This is a genomic window from Tenacibaculum sp. SG-28 (genome assembly GCF_002954385.1).
Classification (GTDB): Bacteria; Bacteroidota; Bacteroidia; order Flavobacteriales; family Flavobacteriaceae; genus Polaribacter.
In genome coordinates this window covers 137,825-138,274 of record NZ_MQVY01000002.1, presented here as the reverse complement: position 1 = coordinate 138,274, position 450 = coordinate 137,825, and the positions used below count along the sequence as shown (strand labels likewise).

Here is a 450-nt window from a genome sequence, read left to right as displayed (position 1 = left end):
AGTGATGCCAATGGTGTGTACGATCACTTAGAGGCAGGGCCAGATGCTGATGGCGATGGTATTGCAGATGCCTGTGATACGCCAGAACCAGATACCGATGGCGACGGAATTATTGATATTCTAGACGCAGATGACGACAACGATGGTATTTTAGATACCGATGAAGGAACAGGCGATACCGATGGTGATGGCATACCAGATAGTTTGGATACCGATAGTGATAACGACGGATGTTCGGATGCAAACGAGGCAGGTTTTACTGATTCAGAGAACAATGGTGAAGTAGACGGAACAGGTTACAATGCCGATGGTACGGTAGCTGGAAGTAATGGTTACACGGCAGCATTAGATAGCAACGACAATGGTGTGTTAGATTACTTAGAGGCAGGTCCGGATGCTGATAACGATGGTATTGCGGATGCTTGTGACAGCCTAGTAGTAGACACCGAC

The 450-nt window shown here is 47.3% G+C and carries 1 pseudogene; it reads left to right on the top strand.

Annotated features, from left to right (window positions below):
- Window positions 1-450, top strand: a pseudogene (locus BSU00_RS12895) (hypothetical protein); the annotation flags it as partial.